This is a genomic window from Streptomyces sp. NPDC026301, from assembly GCF_055567935.1.
This window is the reverse complement of the sequence record NZ_JBVHPN010000024.1, coordinates 1-16,238: the sequence shown is the minus strand read 5'-3', so window position 1 is coordinate 16,238 and position 16,238 is coordinate 1. Positions and strand designations below refer to the sequence as shown.

Sequence of the window (16,238 nt, the reverse complement as noted above, 5' to 3'; positions counted from 1 at the left end):
TGCCGCTGTCTGTCCGCGGCCTGTTGCCGCCGCTGAGCATCGACCGCAGCGGCCGGAGATCCCGTACGGACCTCCTGGCGCTCCACGCCCCTTCCTCGAAGCCCGCATTGCACCCGGAGTGTGCCCGTTGTCCACGTCGTCTTCCGAGACCACCTCTCCCAAGACCTCCCGCATACCGAAGGTTCCCTTCTGGGCCCAGATCCTGCTGGGTCTCGTCCTCGGTGTGCTCCTCGGCTGGATCGCCAAGAGCGGCGACATCGGCTGGCTGGTCACCACCCTCGGCAAGATCGGTGAGCTCTTCGTCCAGCTGCTGAAGCTGGCCGTGGCCCCGTTGGTCTTCTTCGCCATCGTGGTGTCGATCACCAACCTGCGGCAGGTCAACAACGCCGCCCGGCTCGCCACCCGCACCCTGCTGTGGTTCATGGTCACCTCGCTGATCGCCGTCGCGATCGGCCTGGCGATCGGCCTGGTCACCAACCCCGGCTCCGGCACGGGCCTCACGCCCGCCGACGGCTCCAAGCCCGACCACGCCGGTACCTGGATCGACTTCCTGACCGGGATCATCCCGACCGACATCATCACGCCCTTCACCCAGCTGCAGGTCCTGCAGATCGTCTTCATGGGCGCCGTCGTCGGCATCGCGGCGCTCCAGCTGGGCGAGAAGGCCGAGCCGGTGCTCAAGCTCAGCCGCTCGGTGCTCGAACTGCTGCAGAAGGCCCTGTGGTGGGTCATCCGGCTGGCCCCGCTGGGCACCGTCGGCCTCATCGGCAACGCGATCGCCACGTACGGCTGGAACCTCATCGGCAAGTACGCGACCTTCACCGTCGACATCTACGTCGGCTGCGCGCTGGTGCTGTTCGGCGTGTACCCGCTGCTGCTGGCGACCGTCGCCAAGGTCAGCCCGCTGCAGTTCTTCAAGGGCGCCTGGCCCGCCATCCAGCTGGCCTTCGTCTCCCGCTCCTCGGTCGGCACCATGCCGGTCACCCAGAAGGTCACCGAGCGCCTCGGCGTCCCGAAGGAGTACGCGTCCTTCGCGGTGCCCTTCGGCTCGACGACCAAGATGGACGGCTGCGCCTCGATCTACCCGGCGCTCGCCGCGATCTTCATCGCGCAGATCTTCGACGTCCCGCTGCACGTCGGCGACTACGTCCTGATCGCCTTCGTCTCGGTCATCGGCTCGGCCGCCACCGCCGGCCTCACCGGCGCCACGGTCATGCTGACCCTGACCCTGTCCACGCTGGGCCTCCCGCTGGCCGGTGTCGGTCTCCTCATGGCCATCGACCCGATCCTGGACATGATGCGCACCGCCACCAACGTGGCCGGCCAGGCCGTCATCCCGATCCTGGTCTCCGCCAAGGAGAAGATCCTGGACCGCGAGGCGTACGCCAACGCCACCAGCATCAGCCTGGACGGCGACCCCGACCTGGCGACCGCCGCGGCCGAGGCCGACCAGAAGGTCACGGTCCCGGCCCCCGCGGCGGGCTGACCGCAGCCCCGATCCGTCGACGCCCCGCGCCCCGAAGCCACCCGGCTCCGGGGCGCGGGGCGTTGGCGGTACGTAAACTTACTTTGCGGTAAGCGGGCGGGGTGGAAGGACATTCGGTGTGGGTGGCGTGAAGAGCAAGCGGGTGCCGCGGGCGGTGCGCGAGCAGCAGATGATGGACGCGGCCGTGCTGACGTTCGCGCGGCGGGGGTACCGGGCCGCCTCGATGGACGAGATCGCCGAGGTCGCCGGGGTGTCCAAGCCGCTGGTCTACCTCTATCTGAACTCCAAGGAGGAGCTGTTCACCGCGGTCGTCCAGCGGGAGGCGGCGGCGCTGGTCGCGGCCGTGCGCGGCGCCGTGGAGCAGGGCGCGGCGGCGGACCGGCAGCTGTGGAGCGGGCTGAAGGGCTTCTTCGCGCACACCGCCGAGCATCCGGAGGGATGGGCGGTGCTGCACCAGCAGGCGCGTACGCACGGTGAGCCGTTCGCCCTGCAGGTCGCCGGGATGCGGGCGGAGATCATCGAGTTCGTGACCGGCCTGATCGGGGCCGCGGCGCGGGAGGCGGGCTGTGACGAGAGCCTGGCCGAGCGCGAGGTGTCCGGGCTGGCCCACGCGCTCGTCGGGTCCGCCGAGTCGCTCGCCGAGTGGGCCAACGCCCGCCCGGAGGACGCCCGCCCCTCTGCCAAGGAGACCGCGGCGACGCTGATGAACTTCGCCTGGACCGGCCTGGGCCGCCTGATGGGCGGCGAGCGGTGGGCGCCCGGCGGGTGACCCGGCGCGGGAGGGCGGCCGCGGCGGCACAGCGGGGTCCGGGCCGTGTCGCCGCGACGACCCGCGCGCGGGTCAACCAGGTATTCGGATGTTCCCCTCCAGATGGATGCGCTCTTTCCGGTCGGATGCGCCGGTCAGCCGGAAGGCGTGGCCGTCGGAGGCGTATGTGACGGTCGCCGGGAGCAGGACCGGGGCGCGGAAGCGGGCGCTGAGGCGCAGCGCCGGGGCGTCGGCCGGTACGGCCTCGGCGGCGCACCGCGCGACGGTCCACATGCCGTGCGCGAGGGCGCGCGGGAAGCCGAGCGCGCGGGCGGTCAGCGGGTGGAGGTGGATCGGGTTGTAGTCGCCGGAGACGGCGGCGTGCCGGCGGCCGAGGCCGGCGGGCAGCCGCCACTCGGTGCGCTGCGGCAGTTCGGGGTCGGCGGTGTCGTCCGGCGGGGGAGCGCTCGTCGTGGCCTCCGTGCGGTGCCGGGCCAAGTACGTGCTGTGGTCCTCCCACACCAGTTCGCCGTCCCGCCGGGCCTCCGTGACCAGCACGGCTTCCGTGCCGCGCCGGTGCGGGCGCAGCTCCTGTGCGTACACCGTCAGGTCCAGCGGGCGGTCCGCGTACAGCGGTGCGTGCTGGGCGATCTCGATCGTGGTGTGGACGAGGCCGAGCATCGGGAGCGGGAAGCTCCGGGCGCTCATCAGCCGCGCGGCCAGCGGGAAGCCGAGGATGTGCGGATAGGTGACCGGCAGTACCGGGCCGGGCGCGCCGAAGCCGCACACCTCGGCGTACGCGGCGGTCCGTGCCGCGTCGGCCCGTACGCCGGGCAGCGTGAGCCGTACGGCGGGCAGCGGCGCGTCCGCCCGCGGCCGTTTGCCGACGCCGGTCACCACTCCCTTGGCCAGCGCGGGCATCAGGCGCGGCGCGCGCTTCAGGGAGACGTCCGTCATCACGCCCCCAGCAGGCTCTGGCCGCAGACCCGGACGACCTGGCCGTTGACGCCGCCGGAGGCCGGGCTCGCGAGCCAGGCGATGGTCTCGGCGACGTCGACGGGCAGGCCGCCCTGGCCGAGGGAGTTCATCCGGCGGCCCGCCTCGCGGATGAAGAGCGGCACGGCCGCGGTCATCTTCGTCTCGATGAAGCCGGGCGCGACCGCGTTGACGGTGACCCCGTGCTCGGCGGCGGCTCGCGGTGCCAGCGAGCGCACCAGCCCGATGATCCCGGCCTTGCTCGCCGCGTAGTTGGTCTGCCCGGTGTTGCCCGCGATCCCGGCGATGGACGCGGTGGCGACGACCCGGCCCGTACCGCGCCGCAGCGTGCCGGCGGCCAGCAGGTGGTCGGTGGTCCGCAGGACGGAGGCGAGGTTGACGTCCAGTACGGAGTCCCAGCGGTCGGCCGCCATGTTGGCCAGCCGCCGGTCCCGCGTGATCCCCGCGTTGTGGACGAGGACGTCCAGCCCGTCGGGGAGCGCGGCGGCGATCCGCTCGCCCGCGTCGGGCGCGGTGATGTCCAGCGTGAGGGCCTGCCCGCCCAGCCGCTCGGCGACCGCCCGCACGTCCGCCTCGGCCTGCGGCACGTCCAGGCAGACCAGCCGCGCGCCGCACCGGGCCAGCGTCTCCGCGACCGCCGCGCCGATGCCGCGCGCGGCCCCGGTCACCAGCGCGGTACGCCCGTCCAGCGGCCGGTCCCAGTCCTCGGGGACGGTCACGTCGTCGGCCGATTCGACGCCGATGACCTGCCCGCTGACGTACGCGGACCGGGGCGAGAGCAGGAAGCGCAGGGTGGACTCCGCGGCCCCGGCGGAGCCCGGGGCCAGCCGCAGCAGGTGGGCCGTGCGGCCGCGGCCCACCTCCTTGCCGAGCGACCGTACGAACCCTTCGAGGGCCTGCTGCGCCGCGGCCTGGTGATGGTCGGCGGGGTCGGGCGCCGAGCCCAGTACGACCACCCGGGCGTCGTCCGTCAGCGACCGCAGTACTGGATGCAGCCCGGCGTACACCTCGCGCAGAGCGGCCACCTCGTCCGCGCCGGTGGCGTCCACGACGACCGCCGCGTACCGCGCACCGTCCTGACGGGTGGTGTGCACCGGCAGCCCGGCGCGGGCCAGCACCGCCACGGGCTCGACCGTGCTCTTCCCCGCCGTCAGCTGCAGCAGCGGCCCGTCCAGCACCGGCCGCCGCGCGCTCCACCGGTGCAGCGGCGCCGGCTGCGGCAGCCCCAGCCGCCGGGTCACGAAGCGGCCCGGACCGGATTGCGTGAAACGAAGGTAGCGATCGGGCATTGGCCGGCTCCTGGATCTCGCGTAAATTTACTTCTGAGTAAGGTTACTCAAGGGTCAGGAGCTGGTCGAGGATGAGTACGCAGGAGAGCGCGGCAGGCATTCGGCGGGTCGCGGTGATCGGCGGCAGCCGCATCCCCTTCGCCCGCTCGGACGGCCCGTACGCCACCGCCGCCAACCAGGAGCTGCTGACCGCCGCGCTGGACGGCCTGGTGGAACGGTTCGACCTGGAGGGCGAGCGGATCGGCGAGTTCGTCGCGGGCGCGGTGCTCAAGCACAGCCGCGACTTCAACCTGGCCCGCGAGACGGTGCTCGGTTCCGGCCTGGACCCGCGCACCCCCGCGTACGACATCCAGCAGGCGTGCGGCACCGGCCTGCAGGCCGTCATCGCCGCCGCCAACAAGGTCGCCCTCGGCCAGACGGACAGCGCGATCGCCGGCGGCTCCGACACCGCCAGCGACGCTCCGCTCGGCGTCAACGAGGAGTTGCGGAAGATTCTGCTGGCGACCCGCCGCGCGAAGACGGCCGGCGCCCGCCTCAAGCAGCTCTCCCGGATCCGCCCGCGCCACCTCGTCCCCGAGATCCCGCGCAACGCCGAGCCGCGCACCGGGCTCTCCATGGGCGAGCACGCGGCCCGTACGGCCAAGGAGTGGGGCATCCCGCGCGCGGCCCAGGACGCCCTGGCCGCGACCAGCCACCAGCGGCTCGCCGCCGCCTATGACCGCGGTCTCCTCAAGGACCTGGTCGTCCCCTTCCGCGGCCTGGACCGCGACCAGAACCTCCGGCCGGACTCCACGGTGGAGAAGCTCGCCCGCCTCAAGCCGGTCTTCGGCGTCCGGGACGGCGACGCGACCATGACGGCGGGGAACTCCACGCCGCTGACGGACGGCGCGGCGACCGTCCTGCTGGCGAGCGAGGAGTGGGCGAGCGCGCGGGGCCTTACGCCGCTGGCCCACCTCACCGCTTATGAAACGGCGGCGGTGGACTACGTGGACGGTGACGACGGGCTGCTGATGGCGCCCGCGTACGCCGTGCCGCGGATGCTGGAGCGGGCCGGGCTCGGCATCGAGGACTTCGACCTGGTCGAGATCCACGAGGCGTTCGCCTCCCAGGTGCTCGCCACCCTCGCCGCCTGGGAGAAGCGGGGGCTGGCCCCCGTGGACCGCGACCGGCTCAACGTCGCCGGGTCCTCGCTCGCCACCGGCCACCCCTTCGCCGCGACCGGCGCCCGCATCGTCGCCACCCTCGCCGAGCTCCTGGCCGCACGCGAACCGGCCGCCGACGGCAGGCCCGTACGCGGGCTGATCTCCATCTGCGCGGCGGGCGGACTGGGCGTGACGGCGATTCTGGAGCGCGCGTGAGAAAGATTCCGGAGCGCGCGTAAGAACCCTTGTCAGGGCAGCCGGGCAGCCCGTACGAAGTCGTACCCAGCAGCAGCCGAAGCCGTACCGCAGCAGCACCGAAGGAGCCGCTCGTGTCCAGCCAGGAAGCCGCACCACCCAGAACGCCCGTACTGGTACCGCCGCGCAGGACCGTCGAGGACGGCGTCGTCCGCGAGGTCTCCGTCCCGCCGCTCGCCCCCGCCGTCCCCACCGGCTCCCTGGGCGACATCCCCTTCGACAACGCCGCCGCGGCCCCCACCGATGTCGTGCTCGGCCGCAGGCAGCACGACGGCAGTTGGCGCGACGTGACCGCCGCCGACTTCGCCGACGAGGTACTCGCCCTCGCCAAGGGGCTGATCGCGCACGGCCTGCGCCCCGGCGACCGGCTCGCCATCATGGCCAGGACCAGTTACGAGTGGACCCTGATCGACTTCGCGTCCTGGGCGGCGGGGCTGGTCACCGTCCCCCTCTACCCGACCTCCTCGGCCCACCAGGCCCAGTCGATCCTGCAGGACTCCGGCGCCCGGGCCTGCGTCGTGGAGAACGTCGAACAGACCCGCATGATCAGCGGTGTGCGCGGGAGCCTCCCCGGCCTCGCCCACCTCTGGCAGCTGGACACCGGCGCCGTCGCCCAGATCACCTCGGCGGGCCGCGACCTGTCCTCGTACGAGGTGACCAAGCGGCGCGCCGCACGCGGCCCCGCCGACACCGCCACCCTGATCTACACCTCCGGCACCACCGGACAGCCCAAGGGCTGCGTCCTCACCCACGGCAACTTCTTCGCCGAGGTCGACAACTCCATAGAACTGCTGCACCCGGTCTTCAAGTCGGTCAGCAAGGACCCCGCCTCGACCCTGCTCTTCCTGCCCCTCTCGCACGTCTTCGGGCGGATGGTCGCGGTCGGCTGCCTGCGGGCCCGGGTGAAGCTGGGCCACGCGCCCAGCATCCAGACCGAGGAACTGCTCGCCGACCTGGCCGGCTTCCGCCCGACGTTCCTGCTGGCCATCCCGTACGTACTGGAGAAGGTCCACAACACCGGCCGGGCCACCGCCGAGAAGATGGGCCGGGCCGCCTCCTTCGACCGCGCGGCGCGGATCGCCCGCCGCTACGGCGAGGCGGTCGAGGCCGCGGAGCACGGCACGGGGCCGGGGCCCGGACTCGGCCTGCGCGCCGCGCGCGGCCTGTACGACCCGCTCGTCTACCGGCGCATCCGGGCGGCGCTCGGCGGCCGGGTCCGCTACGCGATCTGCGGCGGCTCCCCGCTCGGCCGGCGGCTGGCCGCGTTCTACGAGGGCGCCGGCATCCAGGTCTTCGAGGGCTACGGCCTGACGGAGACCACCGCGGCCGCCACCGTCACCCCGCCCCTCAAGCCGCGCCTGGGCACCGTGGGCTGGCCGCTGCCGGGCAGCGCGGTCCGCATCGCCGAGGACGGGGAGGTACTGCTCCGCGGTGGCCAGGTCTTCAGCGGGTACTGGGACGCGGCGAGCGGGACGGCCGTGCCGGCGGTGGACGGGGAGGCGTGGCTCGCCACCGGCGACCTCGGCGCGCTGGACGCGGACGGGTACCTGACCATCACCGGCCGCAAGAAGGAGATCATCGTGACCTCCGGCGGCAAGAACGTCGCGCCCGCGCCGCTGGAGGACCGGCTGCGCGCGCATCCGCTGGTCGGCCAGTGCCTGGTGCTCGGCGACAACCGCCCGTACATCACGGCCCTGATCACGCTGGAGCCGGACGGGCTCGCGCACTGGCGGCAGATGCAGAAGAAGCAGGACGTGCCGCTCGCGGAGCTGGTGCGCGACGAGCGGCTCCTCGCCGATCTGCAGCGCGCCGTCGACGACGCCAACCGGCTCGTCTCGCGCGCCGAGTCCATCCGCCGCTTCACCGTGCTGCCCGCCGACTTCACCGAGGAGGCCGGTCACCTCACGCCTTCGTTGAAACTGAAGCGAGTGGCCATTGCACGGGACTATGCGAAAGACATCGACGCGTTGTACGAAAGTAGTTGAGCGCGGAACCTACCCCCGCCCGTCGTGCGTTGTACCGGGCGCGTCAGACTGGAGTCCCGTGTCGCCTCTGTGGGGGAGGCGGCGCGGGGCTTCACCTTTTCTGCCCGTTTTGTCGGACGCCGGCTCAGGAAGTCGGCGCACGCCGCCGGTTCGCGCCGCCGGTCCGGGAAAAGGCAGGAGCCCCGCTTCGCCACCGAAGTGGCGGAGCGGGGCTCCTTGGGTACTGCTACGTCGACCGCGATCCGGTCGGACCGGGCAACTTAGACCGGCGTGACGTTCTCCGCCTGCGGGCCCTTCGGGCCCTGCGTGACGTCGAAGTTCACCTGCTGGTTCTCCTCAAGGGAGCGGAAGCCAGAGGCGTTGATCGCGGAGTAGTGGACGAAGACATCGGGGCCGCCGCCGTCCTGGGCGATGAAGCCGAAGCCCTTCTCGGCGTTGAACCACTTAACGGTTCCGGTAGCCATAAGCCCTCCTTGGGCCAAAGGGTTGCCCTGCTCCAGAACCTGCAAAGAAGTCTGAAAACTACAAATGCCTGCGGGTCACATGATCCGCAGGCTCTGTACTGCAAGGGAAACCAAACTGCAACTTGCGCTGAGCCTAGCACGGTGCGCTCAGAAGGCGGAAGAGCCAAAGATCACGTTTAACTTCGTGCCGGGGTTCCCACCCGGTTCTCGCCACCATCCGGAGGCCCCCGCCGCCGCACGGCGCGCCGCGCGGGTCTAGCCTCCACATGTGGACAATTCAACCGTAGGAGACGCACCCGCACCGACCTCCGGCCACCGCCGGGCCCGGCCGCGGGTGGGCCACATCCAGTTTCTGAACTGCCTGCCCCTCTACTGGGGCCTGGCCCGTACGGGCACCCTGCTCGACCTGGAGCTCACCAAGGACACCCCCGACCAGCTCAACGAGAAGCTGGTCGGCGGCGAGCTGGACATGGGACCGATCACCCTCGTCGAGTTCCTCAAGCACGCCGACCAGCTGGTCGCCTTCCCCGACATCGCGGTCGGCTGCGACGGCCCGGTGATGTCCTGTGTGATCGTTTCGCAGAAGCCGCTGGACCAGCTGGACGGCGCCCGGGTGGCGCTCGGCTCGACCTCGCGCACCTCCGTGCGGCTGGCGCAGCTGCTGCTCGCCGAGAAGGTCGGCGTCACGCCCGAGTACTACACCTGCCCGCCCGACCTGGGCGTGATGATGCAGGAGGCGGACGCCGCCGTCCTCATCGGGGACGCCGCGCTGCGCGCCAACCTGCACGAGGCGCCCCGGCTCGGCCTGGAGGTCCACGACCTCGGCCAGATGTGGAAGGACTGGACCGGCCTGCCGTTCGTCTTCGCGGTGTGGGCGGCCCGGCGCGACTACCTGGAGCGCGAGCCGGTCGTCGTGCAGAAGGTGCACGAGGCGTTCCTGGCCTCCCGCGACCTGTCGCTGGAAGAGGTCGGCAAGGTCGCCGAGCAGGCGGCGCGCTGGGAGCACTTCGACGAGGACGTGCTCGCGAAGTACTTCACCACGCTGGACTTCCGCTTCGGCCCCGACCAGCTGCGCGGCGTCACGGAATTCGCCCGCCGCACGGGCCCGACGACGGGCTTCCCGGCGGACGTACGGGTGGATCTGCTGGGCGCCTGACCCGGGGGCCGGCCGCTTGTACGAAGCGCCGGCCCCTCGCTTTTTTCTTGGCCTATACATCTATATATCGGGACGGCGTTCCGGCGTCCTTCCGTCCGGGAATTCTCCGTGAACTCCGGGCGAACGACTCGGCCGGCTTTTCCCGGAAACGGCGCCTCCGGAATTCCCGGTCCGATTTCCCGGCGGCCGCCCGCTCGCCCGATCGGCCGGAAAGCACCCCCTTTCCGGCCGACGGGCGACCCCCGCCGGATCGCATTCCCCCGCTGGCGGGATCGCCGCCGCTCTAAGCTGACCCCATCGGGTGGGGCGCGAGGGGGAGGCGAGAGGCCATGCAGCCGCTGGCAGCGGAGGACCCGGCGGAGATCGGTGTGTACCGGCTGCTCGCCCGGCTCGGCGCGGGCGGCATGGGCCGGGTCTACCTCGGCCGCAGCCCCGGCGGCCGCACGGTCGCCGTGAAGGCCGTCCACCCGCACTTCGCCGCCGACGACGAGTTCCGGGCCCGCTTCCGGCGCGAGGTGGCGGCCGCGCGCCGGGTCGGCGGCGCCTGGACCGCGCCCGTCCTGGACGCCGACGCCGAGGCGGCCGTCCCCTGGGTCGCCACCGGATACGTCGCGGGCCCGGCCCTCGACGCCGCCGTCACCGCGCACGGCCCGCTGCCCGAGCACTCCGTACGCGCCCTGGGCGCCGGGCTCGCCGAGGCGCTGGCCGCCGTGCACGGCCTGGGCCTGGTCCACCGCGACGTGAAGCCGTCCAACGTGCTGCTCACCCTGGACGGGCCGCTGCTCATCGACTTCGGGATCGCCCGCGCGACGGACGCCACCGCCTCACTCACCGCCACCGGCGTCTCCGTCGGCTCGCCCGGCTACATGGCGCCCGAGCAGATCCTCGGAGACGGCGCCACGAGCGCGTCGGACGTCTTCTCGCTGGGCGCCGTACTGGCGTACGCGGCGACCGGGGCCGGACCGTTCCCCGGGGACAGCTCGGCCGCGCTGCTCTACAAGGTGGTGCACGAGGATCCGCGGCTGGGGCCCGAACTGACCGGGGACCTGCGGGCGCTGGTCGCGGACTGCCTGCTCAAGCGGGCCGGCGACCGGCCGCCGCCCGCGGCCGTCGCCCGGCGGCTGGCGGGGGAGCGGGGCGCGGCCCCCATGATGCGCGCGGGCTGGCTGCCGCCGCGGGTGGTCGAACAGGTCAGCCGGCGCGCCGTCGAGGTGCTGAACCTGGAGGGCCGGGAGGCGGCGGCCCCGGACGCGCCCGCCGTCGGCGGCTTCGGCCCGCCCGACCCCTCGTACGCGGCGGGCCCCTCTTATAGGGCCGGCCCCTCCTACGGGCCCGGCCACGCGCACCCGACGGCCTCCGGGCTCGTACCGTTCGACGCCCCGGCCGCGGTGCCGCCGCCGCGCCCGGAGTGGCCGGCGCCCGCGACCGGGACCGGTGGCGCCGGCGGTCCCGCGACTCCTCCCGGAGCCAGGGAACGCCGGCTCTCGCTCACCGGCATGTTCGGCGGCAGGGCCCGGCCCCGCCGTATGAGCTGCACGCTCGTACTGTCCGTCGCCGGTGCGCTGGCCGCCGCGACCACCGCCGCCTTCGTCCTCCAGCTGCTGCCGGGCGGCGGGGGCACGTCCGGCGGGGACCAGGATCAGGCCGCGAAACCGCCTGCCGCGACCCCGGGCGACCGCCCGCAGGGCGCCGTGCCCACGGCGTTCCTCGGCACCTGGACCGGTACGGTCCGGCAGCGCGGCGGCGCGGCCAACGGCTCGGTCACGGTGACCCTCGGCAAGGGCGCGGTGGGCGGGAAGGTGGCGAAGCTGACGTACGACGCGGTGGTCGTGCAGTGCCATGCCACCGGGGAGCTGCGCGCGGTCACCGCCGGCAAGCTCACCCTGCGGGAGACGGCGGACAAGGACGCGGGCGCGCTGTGTACGGGCGACACCGCGACCGTCACCCTCACCAAGGACGGCGACGGCCTCGCCTACGCCTCCGACGACGAGCGCGGCGGCCGCCCCACGGCCCACCTCACCAGAGCCGGCTGACGGCGCCCCGGCGCGAACCGGCTGACCGCCCCCAGCCCCGCCGAACCCCTGGCGTACGCTGGATCGGTCGTGACACATGCCCGCCCAAGAACCTCGAAAGGGACGCCCGGTGACCGAGAACGCCGACCTCCAGTCCGTACTCGACCGCGCCGCGGAGGGCGGGCGGATCACCCCCGAGGAAGCCGTTGAGCTGTACCGCTCGGCGCCGCTGCACGCCCTCGGCAAGGCCGCCGACGCCGTGCGCCGCCGCCGCTACGCCGGTACGGAGCACATCGCGACGTACATCATCGAGCGGAACATCAACTACACCAACGTGTGCGTGACGGCGTGCAAGTTCTGCGCGTTCTACGCCGCGCCCAAGGACACCGCCAAGGGCTGGTCCCGCGACCTGGACGACATCCTGCGCCGCTGCGCGGAGACCGTCGAGCTGGGCGGCACGCAGATCATGTTCCAGGGCGGCCACCACCCGGACTACGGCGTGGAGTACTACGAAGAGCACTTCGCCGCCATCAAGAAGGCGTTCCCGCAGCTGGTCATCCACTCCCTCGGCGCGTCCGAGATCGAGCACATGGCCCGCATCTCGGGCGTGAGCGCCGAGGAGGCCATCCGGCGCATCCATGCCGCGGGTCTGGACTCCTTCGCCGGCGCCGGTGCCGAGCTGCTGCCCGAGCGGCCGCGCAAGGCGATCGCCCCGCTCAAGGAGTCCGGCGAGCGCTGGCTGGAGATCATGGAGATCGCCCACAACCTCGGCGTGGAGTCCACCTCCACGATGCTGATGGGCACGGGTGAGACCAACGCCGAGCGCATCGAGCACCTGCGGATGATCCGGGACGTGCAGGACCGTACGGGCGGCTTCCGCGCCTTCATCCCGTACACCTACCAGCCCGAGAACAACCACCTGAAGGGCCGGACGCAGGCCACGCTCTTCGAGTACCTGCGGATGATCGCGATCGCCCGCCTCTTCCTCGACAACGTCGCCCACATCCAGGGCTCCTGGCTGACCACCGGCAAGGAGGTCGGCCAGCTGTCGCTGCACTACGGCGCGGACGACCTCGGCTCGATCATGCTGGAGGAGAACGTCGTCTCCTCGGCCGGCGCCAAGCACCGCTCCAACCGCCAGGAGATCATCGACCTGATCCGCAAGGCGGGCCGGGTGCCGGCGCAGCGCGCGACGACGTACGAGCACCTGGTCGTGCACGACGACCCGGCGAACGACCCGGTCGACGACCGCGTCGCCTCGCACATCTCCTCCACCGCCATCGAGGGCGGCACGGCCCACCCCGAGCTGAAGCTCGTCGAGGCCAACTGAGCCGCCCGCCATGCTGACCCTGCACCACGTCCGCGCGGTCGAGGCCGCCGCTGCCAGTGGCCCTGCCCCCGGCGCGGACGCGGTGCTGGTCTCCGGCTCCCGCATCGAGGCCGTCGGCCCGTACGAGGAGCTGGCGGCCGAGTACGGCGACCGGGCCCGCGTACGGGAGTGGGACGGCGTCCTCACGCCCGGCCGGCACGAGCCCGAGGGCGCCGCGTACTTGGAAGCCGCGTACCACCCCGACCCGCGCGAGGCCGCCGAGCTGGGCACGGAGCCCCTGACGGGGGCGGCGCTGGCCGCCCTCGACATGTCCGAGACCCGCTGGGGCGGCAGCGCCCGCCGCGGCCTCCAACGGCTGCTGGCGCGCGGCACGACGTCCGTGACCGGCCCCTTCACCCGCCCGTCGGTCCGTACGGCAGTGACCCGGTCGGGCCTCCGGGAGCTGCCCGGGCCCGCGCCGCGCACCCTGTCCCCGGGCGCCCCCGCCGACTTCGCGGTCTTCGCCGCGGACGGCAGCTGTCTGACGACGGCCCTGGCCGGCCGGCTGGTGTACCGCCGCCGGGGATGAGCCGCCCGTGGTGAACAATGGGCACGTGACCCGAGCATCCCTGGACAAGCAGCCGCACGAAGTCGCTTCCATGTTCGACGACGTGGCGGAACGGTACGACCTCACCAACGACGTGCTGTCCCTCGGGCAGGCGCGGCTGTGGCGCAAGGCGGTGGACAAGGCGGTGGCCGCCCGGCCCGCCGAGCGGGTGCTCGACCTCGCGGCCGGTACGGGCACCTCCTCCGTGCCGTTCGCGCGCACCGGCGCGTACGTCGTGCCCTGCGACTTCTCCACCGGCATGCTGCGCGAGGGCAAGAAGCGGCAGCCGTGGCTGCCCTTCACCGCCGGTGACGCGACGAAGCTGCCCTTCGCGGACGACGTGTTCGACGCCGTCACGATCTCCTTCGGGCTGCGGAACGTACAGGACACCGGTGCCGCGCTGGCCGAGCTGTACCGGGTCACCAAGCCCGGCGGCCGGGTCGTCATCTGCGAGTTCAGCCAGCCGACGTGGGCGCCCTTCCGGACCGTCTACACCGAGTACCTGATGCGCGCGCTGCCGCCGGTCGCGACCGCCGTCAGCTCCAACCCCGACGCCTACGTCTACCTCGCCGACTCCATCCGGGCCTGGCCCGACCAGCCCGCGCTGGCCGCCCTGCTCCAGCGGGCGGGCTGGTCGAAGGTCGCCTGGCGCAACCTCACGGGCGGCATCGTCGCCCTGCACCGGGGGACGAAGCCGGCTGCCTGACGCCGGGTCAGCCGCCGGGGCGGTGGTGAGCCGGCCGGCTCACAGGTCCAGCCGGTGGCACAGGCCCGTCACCTTCGACACGGGTGAGACGAACGTCTCGGCCTGCCGCATCCCGAGCCGCCGGGTGACCGCGATCGACCGCGCGTTCTCGGCCTGCACCATGGCCACGACATGCCGTACGCCCGCGGCCCGCACGTCCTCCAGGGCGCGCCGGGCCACGGTCGTGGCGTAGCCCCTGCCCCAGTACTTCCGGCCCAGCCGCCAGCCGATCTCGATCTCGCCGACCGGGCCCCACTCCGTGCGCGGCCACGGCTGGGCGCCCGCGAAGCCGATCACCGCGTCGTCCGTGGGGTCCACGATCGTGTAGAAGCAATAGCCGCGTTCGGCGTGGTGGCGGCGCTGACGCGCGGTCAGCTCCTCGTAGGCCGACAGCTCGGCCGACGCGCCGCCGTGGAATTCCATCACCTCCGGGTCGTCGAAGACCCGGTGCCAGTTCCACGCGTCCTCCTCGGTGGGGACGCGCAGCTCGACGGGGGGAAGCGGCTTCTGCATGGACCAACCCTTCGGAATCCGATCAGGTACGCCTGCATAGACTGCACGGGTCCAGTGCCGGTCGGCACCCAGATATCGAGTTCCGGGAGACAACGCCGTGACCGACGTGACCGATGCCGCCGCCACCCAGGCCCGCTCCGAGCACACCGCCGATGTGATCGTCGTGGGCGCCGGTCCGGCTGGCTCGACCACCGCCTACTACCTCGCCAAGGCCGGCCTGGACGTCCTCCTGCTGGAGAAGACGGCGTTCCCGCGCGAGAAGGTCTGCGGCGACGGCCTCACCCCGCGCGCCACCAAGCAGCTGGTGTCGATGGGCATCGACATCTCGGAAGAGGCCGGGTGGCTGCGCAACAAGGGGCTGCGGATCATCGGCGGCGGCGTCCGGCTCCAGCTCGACTGGCCGGACCTCGCCTCCTACCCGGACTACGGCCTGGTCCGTAAGCGTGACGACTTCGACGAGCAGCTGGCCCGGCAGGCGCAGAAGGCCGGCGCCCGGCTGTACGAGCGCTGCAACGTCAGCGGCCCGATCGTCAACGACCTGACCGGCCGCATCGAGGGCGTGACCGCCAAGCTCGGCGAGGAGAAGACCCCGGTCACCTTCCACGCCCCGCTCGTCGTCGCCGCCGACGGCAACTCCACGCGCCTTTCCCTGGCGATGGGCCTGCACCGCCGCGAGGACCGCCCGATGGGCGTCGCGGTCCGCACGTACTTCACCTCGCCCCGGCACGACGACGACTACCTGGAGTCCTGGCTGGAGCTGTGGGACCGCAGCGGCCCGCAGGACCGGCTGCTGCCCGGCTACGGCTGGATCTTCGGCATGGGCGACGGCACCTCGAACGTCGGCCTCGGCGTCCTGAACACCTCCAGCAGCTTCAAGGAGCTGGACTGGCGCGAGATCCTCAAGGCCTGGTGCGCTTCCATGCCGGCCGACTGGGGCTACACCCCCGAGAACATGACGATGCCGATCCGCGGCGCGGCGCTCCCCATGGCCTTCAACCGCCAGCCGCACTACACCAAGGGCCTCCTCCTGGTCGGTGACGCGGGCGGCCTGGTGAACCCCTTCAACGGCGAGGGCATCGCGTACGCCATGGAGTCCGGCCAGATCGCCGCGGACGTCATCGTGCAGGCGCACGCGCGCGCCACGTACGCGCAGCGCGAGCTGGCCCTGCAGCGGTACCCGAAGATCCTCAAGGACACCTACGGCGGCTACTACTCGATGGGCCGCGCCTTCGTGAAGCTCATCGGCAACCCGAAGATCATGAAGCTGGCCACGCAGCGCGGCCTCACCCACCCGCTGCTGATGAAGTTCACCCTGAAGATGCTGGCCAACCTCACCGACCCCACCGGCGGCGACGCCATGGACCGCATCATCAACGGCCTGAGCAAGGTCGCCCCCAAGGCCTGACCCGCGCTCGTACGGCCCGACGTGGCGCCCCCGGCCCCCCCCGTGGTGGGACCATGCTTTTTTCCTGATGTCTCCCAGACGGTCTTTACGCGGGGAGGTTGCGGAGTGTGTGTCCTTCCTAAAAAG

At 72.5% G+C, this 16,238-nt stretch carries 13 protein-coding genes and 1 pseudogene; 10 read left to right on the top strand and 4 right to left on the bottom strand.

The window, feature by feature from the left end:
* Positions 1 to 127 precede the first annotated feature (127 nt).
* Positions 128 to 1,486, top strand: a complete 1,359-nt coding sequence (locus tag ACZ4MH_RS30770) for a dicarboxylate/amino acid:cation symporter (protein WP_351594955.1) — start codon at positions 128 to 130, stop codon at positions 1,484 to 1,486.
* Positions 1,487 to 1,604: 118 nt separating this feature from the next.
* Positions 1,605 to 2,255, top strand: coding sequence for a TetR/AcrR family transcriptional regulator (locus ACZ4MH_RS30765; protein ID WP_351594953.1), 651 nt, complete (start codon positions 1,605 to 1,607; stop codon positions 2,253 to 2,255).
* A gap of 72 nt (positions 2,256 to 2,327) precedes the next feature.
* Here ACZ4MH_RS30765 and ACZ4MH_RS30760 read toward each other — a convergent pair whose 3' ends face one another.
* Positions 2,328 to 3,191 (bottom strand): MaoC/PaaZ C-terminal domain-containing protein, encoded by an 864-nt coding sequence (locus ACZ4MH_RS30760; RefSeq protein ID WP_351594950.1) that lies wholly within the window; start codon positions 3,189 to 3,191, stop codon positions 2,328 to 2,330.
* On the bottom strand, positions 3,191 to 4,519 hold the full coding sequence (locus tag ACZ4MH_RS30755) for a 3-oxoacyl-ACP reductase (RefSeq protein ID WP_351594947.1): 1,329 nt from the start codon (positions 4,517 to 4,519) through the stop codon (positions 3,191 to 3,193). Before ACZ4MH_RS30755 ends, ACZ4MH_RS30760 begins: the two co-directional genes overlap by 1 nt.
* Positions 4,520 to 4,590: 71 nt before the next feature.
* Here ACZ4MH_RS30755 and ACZ4MH_RS30750 point away from each other — a divergent pair, with 71 nt between their 5' ends.
* Both ACZ4MH_RS30750 and ACZ4MH_RS30745 read left to right on the top strand, forming a co-directional pair.
* Positions 4,591 to 5,877, top strand: a complete 1,287-nt coding sequence (locus ACZ4MH_RS30750; protein WP_351594944.1) for an acetyl-CoA C-acetyltransferase — start codon at positions 4,591 to 4,593, stop codon at positions 5,875 to 5,877.
* 113 nt (positions 5,878 to 5,990) lie between these two features.
* Complete coding sequence (locus ACZ4MH_RS30745) at positions 5,991 to 7,901, top strand: AMP-dependent synthetase/ligase (RefSeq protein ID WP_467754798.1); 1,911 nt, start codon at positions 5,991 to 5,993, stop codon at positions 7,899 to 7,901.
* Positions 7,902 to 8,161: 260 nt separating this feature from the next.
* Here the strand turns inward: ACZ4MH_RS30745 and ACZ4MH_RS30740 are convergent, their stop codons facing one another.
* Positions 8,162 to 8,365 (bottom strand): cold-shock protein, encoded by a 204-nt coding sequence (locus ACZ4MH_RS30740; RefSeq protein WP_003984261.1) that lies wholly within the window; start codon positions 8,363 to 8,365, stop codon positions 8,162 to 8,164.
* Between the two features lie 268 nt (positions 8,366 to 8,633).
* On the opposite strand from ACZ4MH_RS30740, the gene ACZ4MH_RS30735 reads away from it, so the two are divergent.
* The 5 genes from ACZ4MH_RS30735 to ACZ4MH_RS30715 all read left to right on the top strand — a co-directional run bounded on the left by ACZ4MH_RS30735 (position 8,634) and on the right by ACZ4MH_RS30715 (position 14,155).
* Complete coding sequence (locus ACZ4MH_RS30735) at positions 8,634 to 9,521, top strand: menaquinone biosynthetic enzyme MqnA/MqnD family protein (RefSeq protein ID WP_351594941.1); 888 nt, start codon at positions 8,634 to 8,636, stop codon at positions 9,519 to 9,521.
* 329 nt (positions 9,522 to 9,850) lie between these two features.
* Complete coding sequence (locus ACZ4MH_RS30730; protein ID WP_467754797.1) at positions 9,851 to 11,554, top strand: serine/threonine-protein kinase; 1,704 nt, start codon at positions 9,851 to 9,853, stop codon at positions 11,552 to 11,554.
* 109 nt (positions 11,555 to 11,663) lie between these two features.
* Complete coding sequence (gene mqnC / locus ACZ4MH_RS30725) at positions 11,664 to 12,863, top strand: cyclic dehypoxanthinyl futalosine synthase (protein WP_351600089.1); 1,200 nt, start codon at positions 11,664 to 11,666, stop codon at positions 12,861 to 12,863.
* Between the two features lie 10 nt (positions 12,864 to 12,873).
* Positions 12,874 to 13,431: an imidazolonepropionase-like domain-containing protein gene (locus ACZ4MH_RS30720; RefSeq protein WP_351600087.1), complete on the top strand. Its 558-nt coding sequence runs from the start codon at positions 12,874 to 12,876 to the stop codon at positions 13,429 to 13,431.
* 25 nt (positions 13,432 to 13,456) lie between these two features.
* Positions 13,457 to 14,155 (top strand): demethylmenaquinone methyltransferase, encoded by a 699-nt coding sequence (locus ACZ4MH_RS30715; RefSeq protein ID WP_351600085.1) that lies wholly within the window; start codon positions 13,457 to 13,459, stop codon positions 14,153 to 14,155.
* 39 nt (positions 14,156 to 14,194) lie between these two features.
* Here the strand turns inward: ACZ4MH_RS30715 and ACZ4MH_RS30710 are convergent, their stop codons facing one another.
* Positions 14,195 to 14,707: a GNAT family N-acetyltransferase gene (locus ACZ4MH_RS30710; RefSeq protein WP_351600083.1), complete on the bottom strand. Its 513-nt coding sequence runs from the start codon at positions 14,705 to 14,707 to the stop codon at positions 14,195 to 14,197.
* Positions 14,708 to 14,762: 55 nt separating this feature from the next.
* Here ACZ4MH_RS30710 and ACZ4MH_RS30705 point away from each other — a divergent pair.
* Positions 14,763 to 16,112 (top strand): annotated as a pseudogene (locus ACZ4MH_RS30705) (geranylgeranyl reductase family protein); the annotation flags it as partial.
* Between the last annotated feature and the right edge of the window lie 126 nt (positions 16,113 to 16,238).

What these genes read in the sequence shown, in the direction of transcription:
- ACZ4MH_RS30760 (WP_351594950.1), bottom strand. Translation starts at nt 3,191, where the DNA reads ATGACGGACGTCTCCCTGAAGCGCGCGCCGCGCCTGATGCCCGCGCTG.
- ACZ4MH_RS30755 (WP_351594947.1), bottom strand. Translation starts at nt 4,519, where the DNA reads ATGCCCGATCGCTACCTTCGTTTCACGCAATCCGGTCCGGGCCGCTTC.
- ACZ4MH_RS30750 (WP_351594944.1), top strand. Translation starts at nt 4,591, where the DNA reads ATGAGTACGCAGGAGAGCGCGGCAGGCATTCGGCGGGTCGCGGTGATC.
- ACZ4MH_RS30740 (WP_003984261.1), bottom strand. Translation starts at nt 8,365, where the DNA reads ATGGCTACCGGAACCGTTAAGTGGTTCAACGCCGAGAAGGGCTTCGGC.
- ACZ4MH_RS30730 (WP_467754797.1), top strand. Translation starts at nt 9,851, where the DNA reads ATGCAGCCGCTGGCAGCGGAGGACCCGGCGGAGATCGGTGTGTACCGG.
- ACZ4MH_RS30720 (WP_351600087.1), top strand. Translation starts at nt 12,874, where the DNA reads ATGCTGACCCTGCACCACGTCCGCGCGGTCGAGGCCGCCGCTGCCAGT.
- ACZ4MH_RS30710 (WP_351600083.1), bottom strand. Translation starts at nt 14,707, where the DNA reads ATGCAGAAGCCGCTTCCCCCCGTCGAGCTGCGCGTCCCCACCGAGGAG.